At 74.6% G+C, this 6438-nt stretch carries 2 pseudogenes; both read right to left on the bottom strand.

Annotation, left to right across the window (positions count from 1 at the left end):
* Positions 1-1208 (bottom strand): annotated as a pseudogene (locus tag IE94_RS41945) (condensation domain-containing protein); the annotation flags it as partial.
* Between the two features lie 51 nt (positions 1209-1259).
* A pseudogene (locus IE94_RS41405) lies at positions 1260-6438 on the bottom strand (amino acid adenylation domain-containing protein); the annotation flags it as partial.

Raw genomic sequence — 6438 nt, 5'->3', positions numbered from 1 at the left:
CGGCTCACCCACCACCGCCTCCAACACCCGCACAAACCGCGCCACCAACACCTCCACCGACCCACGGTCGAAGAGATCGACGCTGTACTCCACCTCACCGGACAGGCCGGCCGCCCGGCCGTCGGTGTCGCGTACGCCCGAGAGGTGGAAGACGAGGTCGAACTTGGCGGCGCCCGTGCGTGCCGGGACCGGTGTGACGGTGAGGTCGGGCAGCTCGGCCACGGTGTCGAGTGCGGCGCTCTCCTCGTTGTTGTTCCATTCCAGAACCGTTTGGAAGAGGGGGTGCCGGGAGGCGGAACGCTCGGGGTTGACGGCCTCCACGAGGCGTTCGAAGGGGATGTCCTGGTGCGCGTAGGCGGCGAGGTCGGTCTCCCGGAGGGGATGTCCGTGCCGGCGCCGAGCCGGTGCAGCAGGACCGCCAACGCGGCCTGGACCACCATGAACGGCGTGCACTGGTGCTCCCGCGCCAACGCCTCCAGGCGCTGGTGCAGTGCGGCGGGGACCGACAACGGGACCGAGGCGCCGCGGTGCGTGGGGGCGGTCGGGCGGGGCCGGTCGGTGGGCAGCTCCAGTTCCAGGGGCAGGCCCGCCAGCGTCGTGCTCCAGTGTTCCAGTTGCCGGCTGATCGCGGAGTCGGGATCGTCCTCGGAGCCGAGCATGTCGCGCTGCCACAGGGTGAAGTCCGCGTACTGGACCGGCAGCGGAGCCCAGTCGGGTGCGCGGTCGGCGCGACGGGCGGCGTAGGCCGTCGTCAGGTCCCGGGCCAGCGGTCCCATGGACCAGCCGTCGCCCGCGATGTGGTGGATGAGGACGAGCAGGACGTGTTCCTCTTCCGCGGTCCGGAAGAGGTGTACGCGCAGCGGGAGTTCGGTGGCCAGGTCGAAGCCGTACCGGGCCGTGTCGGCGAGGCGTTCCGCCAGGGCGGCCTCGGTCACGCGCTCGACGACGGGTTCCGGGCGGGCCGACTCCGCGTCGAGGACGACCTGGTGGACCTCGCCGGCGTCCTCCACGAACAGCGTGCGCAGGCTCTCGTGCCGGGTGACCAGGTCGGCCAGCGCACCGCGCAGGGCGTCCAGGTCGAGGGCGCCGGTCAGGCGCAGGGCGGTGGGCAGGTTGTAGGTCGGGCTGGGTCCTTCGAAGCGGTTGATGAACCACAGGCGCCGCTGGGCGAAGGACAGAGGGATGTGCTCCGGGCGCGGCCCGGCCACGGGGGCGGTCCGCCCGCCGGCCGCGTCGGACAGGGTCTCGGCGAGCTGGGCCACGGTGGGCGTCTCGAAGAGCCGCCGGACCGGGATCTCGACGCCGAGCGTGGCCCGTATCCGGTTCACCAGGCGGGTGGCCAGCAGGGAGTGTCCGCCCAGGTCGAAGAAGCTGTCGTCGATGCCCGGCTCGGAGACCCCCAGCACCTCGGCGAACAGGGTGCGCAGGATGTCTTCCTGCGGGGTGCGCGGCCTGCGTCCGGTGGAGGTGCCCGTGAGCACGGGGGCGGGCAGGGCAGCACGGTTGACCTTGCCGTTCGCCGTGAGCGGCAGGGCGTCCAGGGTGACGAAGGCGGAGGGCACCATGTGGGCGGGCAGCACCGCCGACAGCTGGGCACGCAGGGACTTGGCGTCCGTGCCCGCCACGTCCGTGCCCGCCGCGACCGCGCCCGCCGCGACCGCGCCCGCGACCGCGCCCGCGCCCGGCATGCCCGTACCCGGCATGCCCGTACCCGGCATGCCCGTACCCGGCATGCCCGTACCCGGCATGCCCGTGCGCGGCACGACGTAGGCGACCAGGCGCCGGTCCCCCGGCGTGTCCTCGCGGACGGTCACGTGGGCCTGTACGACCTCCGGCAGGGAGGCCAGTGCGGTCTGCACCTCGCCGAGTTCGATGCGGAAGCCCCGGATCTTGACCTGGTCGTCGGCGCGTCCCCGGTACTCGAGGACGCCCTCGGCCGTCCACCGGGCGAGGTCACCGGTGCGGTACATGCGGGTGCCGGGCGGGCCGTAGGGGTCGGCGACGAACCGCTCGGCGCTGAGGCCGGGGCGGTTGAGGTAGCCGCGGGCGAGGCCGTCCCCGGCGAGGTACAGCTCGCCCGTGACCCCGTCGGGGGCGGGGCGCAGGGCGCTGTCGAGGACGTACGTGCGCGTGTGCGGGACGGGTCGGCCGATCGGCGGGGCCGTCCGCCCGGTCAGCGGGGCGCTGATCGTGGCGCAGACCGTGCTCTCGGTGGGGCCGTAGGCGTTGAGCATGCGGCGGCCGGCCGACCAGCGGGCCACCGACTCGGGCGGGCAGCTCTCCCCCGCGACGACCAGTGTGCGCACCGGTGCCATGGCCTGCTCGGGAAGCGAGGGCAGCGCGGACGGGGGCAGGGTGACGTGCGTGATCCGCTGTTCGTCCAGCAGCGTGGCCAGCGGGGTGCCCGGCATCAGGCGTTCCTGCGGGGCCACGACGAGGCAGGCGCCGGACAGGAGGGCCATGCACGTCTCGGACACGGCGGCGTCGAAGCTGGGCGACGCGAACTGAAGCACGCGGCTGTCCGGTGTCACCGCGAACGACTCGATCTGCCCGGCGGCGAGCGCGGCGAGACCGGCGTGCGTGACCACGACGCCCTTGGGGCGGCCGGTGGAACCGGAGGTGTAGATGAGGTAGGCCGGGTGCCGGGTCAGCGGCCCGGGTACGGCGTCGTGGGCGGGCCGCCGGGCAGAGCTCTCCCCCGGCGCTCCGGGGCCGCCACTGACGGTGGAGCCGACAGTGGAGCTGACGGTGAAGTCGTCGCCGTCCAGCAGCACGCGGGCCGGTCCGGTGCCGCCGTCGGCGCCGCCGTGCCCGTCGGCGCCGAGCGGTCCGGGGCGTTCGGCCACGGCACGGCTGGTGACGATCAGGTGGGGTGCCGCGTCGTCGAGCATGTACGCGATGCGGTCCGCCGGATAGTCCGGGTCGAGCGGCAGGTAGCAGCCGCCGGCCTTGGTGATGGCGAGCAGCGCCACCGCCAGGTCGGCCGAGCGGGGCAGCGCGACGGCCGCGATGCGCTCCGGGCCGAGTCCCGCCGCGACGAGGGCGGCGGCCAGCCGGTCGCTGCGCTCGTCCAGGCGCGCGTAGGTCAGGACGGTGCCCTCGAAGTCGACGGCGTGGGCGTCCGGGGTGCGCCGGACCTGCTCCCGGAACAGCTCGGGCAGGGTGCCCCGGGCCAGGGTCGGCGTCGGCCCGCTCCAGACGGTGGCGAGGCGGTCGGCCTCGGCGGCCCCGGGGAGGTCGAGGCGGCCGACGGGGCGGTCCGGGTGTCGGGCGAGGTCGCCGAGCACCTGCTGGAACCGTTCGGCGACGGCTCGCGCGGCTGCCGGGTCGAAGGCGTCGGGCCGGTGGTCCAGGCGGAAGGTGAGCCGTGCTCCCGGCACCGCCACCAGGGCCAGCGCGTAGTGGGTCGCGTCCCGGTTGGTGGCTCCGGTCAGCGTCAGCCCGGACCGGCCCGCCAGCTCGCCGAGGGCGGACTCGTCCAGCGGATAGCTCTCGAAGACCATCGCGGTGTCGAAGAGTTCACCGACGCCCGCGATCCGCTGCAGTTCGGTCAGCCCGAGGTGCTGGTGGTCCAGGAGCCGGGCCTGCTCCTGCTGGAGCCGGGTCGCGAACGCGGCGACGCTCTCCCCGGGCCGGATGCGGACGCGGCGCGGCAGGGTGTTGATGAACAGCCCCGCGATGTCCTCGACCCCTTCGAGGTCGGCGGGGCGGCCGGAGACAGTGACGCCGAACACGACGTCGTCGCGGCCGGCGAGCCGCCCCACGACGGTGCCCCACGCCGCTTCGACCAGGGTGTTCGCGGTGACACCGACCCGTCGCGCACACGCGTTCAGGGTCTCGGTCTCCTCCTCGGTCAGGCCGAACTCCAGCCGCTGCGGGGCGAGTGCGGCGCTGCCCGGCCGGGCCGGCGCGACCAGGGTGGGGCCGTCCAGTTCCAGCAGGGCCTCCTCCCACGCGGCCCGGGCGGCACGTCCGTCGCGCGTGGCGAGGTGGTTCAGGTGGTCGCGGTAGGGGCGGACCGCGGGCAGGGGGCCGTCCGCCCGGCCGGTGCGCACCGCGTAGAGGGAGAGCAGGTCCCGCACGAGGACGGGGGACGACCAGCCGTCCAGCACGATGTGGTGGTTGGTCAGGACCAGTCGTGAACGCCGGTCCGCCAGCCTGATCAGCACGTACCGCAGCAGCGGTGCCCGTCCCAGGTCGAACCGCGCCGCGTACTCCTCGGCCTGTACGCGGCCCGCGGCGTCCTCGCGAGAGGCTTCGTCCGTGCCCCGCAGGTCCACCTCGCGCCACGCCGGCCGGGGAGCGGCGAACACCAGTTGCACGGCGCGCCCCGACGTGGTCCGCCGGAAGGCCGACCGCAGCGCGGTGTGCCGGTCGAGCAGGTCGCCCGCCGCGGCCCGCAGCGCCGCCGTGTCGAGGTCGCCCTCGATGTCCACGGCGAGCTGCGCCGTGTACACGTCGGGGGCGGCGTCGTCGTACAGGCTGTGGAAGAACAGCCCGTCCTGGAGCGGCGACAGCGGCAGTACGTCGACCAGCGCGCCGGCGTCCCCCGCGCTCTCGGCCTCCAGGGCGTCGATGTCGGCCTGGGTGACCTCGGCCAGCGGTACGTCGGAGGGGGTGAGACCCCCGGCGTCCGGGGCGGCGCTGTGCTCGGCGAGGGCGTGCAGGGCGCGGAACCAGTCGTCGGCCAGTTCACGCACCCGCGTCTCGTCGATCAGTTCGCCGGCCCAGGTCCAGGTGGCCACCAGTTCCGGTCCGTGCGGGCCGTCGTGCGTGGCGGCGTTGACCTCCAGGACGTGGGCCAGGGCCAGTTCGGGGTCCTCCACCGCGCCGGCCAGCGGTACGGCGGTCCAGTCCGCCGCCGCGTCGTCCGGGCCCGGGGCGGCGAACCGGCCCAGGTAGTTGAACCCGATCTGGGGCCGCGCGGACGCACGGTCCCCGTCCTCGGTGAGATGCCGCAGGAGGCCGTGGCCGACGCCCTTGTCGGGCACCGCCCGAAGTTGTTCCTTGACCCGCTTCAGCGCCGCCGCGACGACGGCACCGTCCTGCTCGGCTCCGGCGGCCGTCCGGCCGGTGCCGGGCGCCAGCCGGACGGGGTGGATGCTGGTGAACCAGCCGACGGTCCGGGACAGATCGGCTCCCGGAACCAGGTGTTCGGCGCGTCCGTGCCCCTCCAGGTCGATCAGCACGTCCGTGGCATCGGGCGCACCGTGCCGACGGCGCCAGCCGGTGGCCGCCGACGCGAACGCGGCCAGGATCACCTCCTCGATCCCCGCCCGGTACAGGCCGGGAGTCGGCGTCAGCAGGGTCTCGGTGGTCCCGGCGGGCAGCCGCACCGTGAACGTGCCGGCGGTGGCGAAGGTGTCCCTGACCGGGTCGAGGGCACGGTCGGCGAGGAGCGGGTCGGGCCCGGAGAGCATCTGGTCCCACAGCTCGCGCTCCTCCGTCCGGCGTGGCGCGGCGGCGGTCAGCCCCCGCGCCCAGCCGCGGAACGACGTGCCCACCGGCTCCGGCCGGGGCGCCCGGCCCTCGGACAGCGCCTGCCACACGTCCCGCAGGTCCTCCGTCAGGATGCGCCAGGACACGCCGTCGACGGCGATGTGGTGCACGATGAGCAGGAGCCTTCCCTGCGCCTCACGACCCCGGTCGAACCACACCGCCTGCACGAGGGCTCCGGCGGCGGGGTCCAGCGCCTGGCGCGCCCGTTCCTGCTCGGCGACGAGCAGCGCGTCGAGCGCGGCCCCGTCGACACCCTCCGCGGCCACGCGCCGCACGAGGGACGCGGCAGCGGGCACGTCCGCCCGCTCCAGCACCTCCAGGGTCCAGTCACGGTCCGTACGCAGCCGCAGTCGCAGTGCGTCGTGGTGGTCGAGCAGCGTCTGAACGGCGGTGACGAGCCGTTCGCCGTCCAGCTCCGCCGGGACCCGCAACACCACCGACTGGTTGAACTGGCCCACCGGTCCCCCGCGTTCCGCCAGCCAGTGCATGACGGGCGTGAGCGGCACCGGCCCCAGGGCGGCACCCTCGGCCTCGACCGGCCCGTCGGGCGTGACGGCGACGGCGGAGGCGGCGGCCAGTGCCTCCACGGTCTTGTGCTCGAAGACGTCCCGCGCGGAGAGCTGGAGACCGGCCTTGCGGGCCCGGCTGACCAGCTGGATCGACATGATGCTGTCGCCGCCGAGGTCGAAGAAGCTGTCGTCGGGGCCGACGGCGGGCAGGCCGAGGAGGTCGGCGAAGAGTCCGCAGAGGAGTTCTTCCTGCACGCTGCCCGGGGCCCGCCGCACGGCCCCGGTGTCACCGGCCGTGGTGGGGGTGGGCAGGGCTTTGCGGTCGAGCTTTCCGTTCGGGGTCAGGGGGAGGGCGTCGAGGGTGACGAAGGAGGCGGGGATCATGTAGTCCGGCAGGAGTCCGGTGAGGTGTTCCCGCAGCTCCCGTGGG

Origin of the sequence: Streptomyces violaceorubidus, from assembly GCF_000717995.1 — a bacterium.
GTDB classification, from domain to species: domain Bacteria; phylum Actinomycetota; class Actinomycetes; order Streptomycetales; family Streptomycetaceae; genus Streptomyces; species Streptomyces violaceorubidus.
The sequence above is the reverse complement of the archived record's forward strand: the minus strand, read 5'-3'. Positions and strand labels throughout refer to the sequence as shown.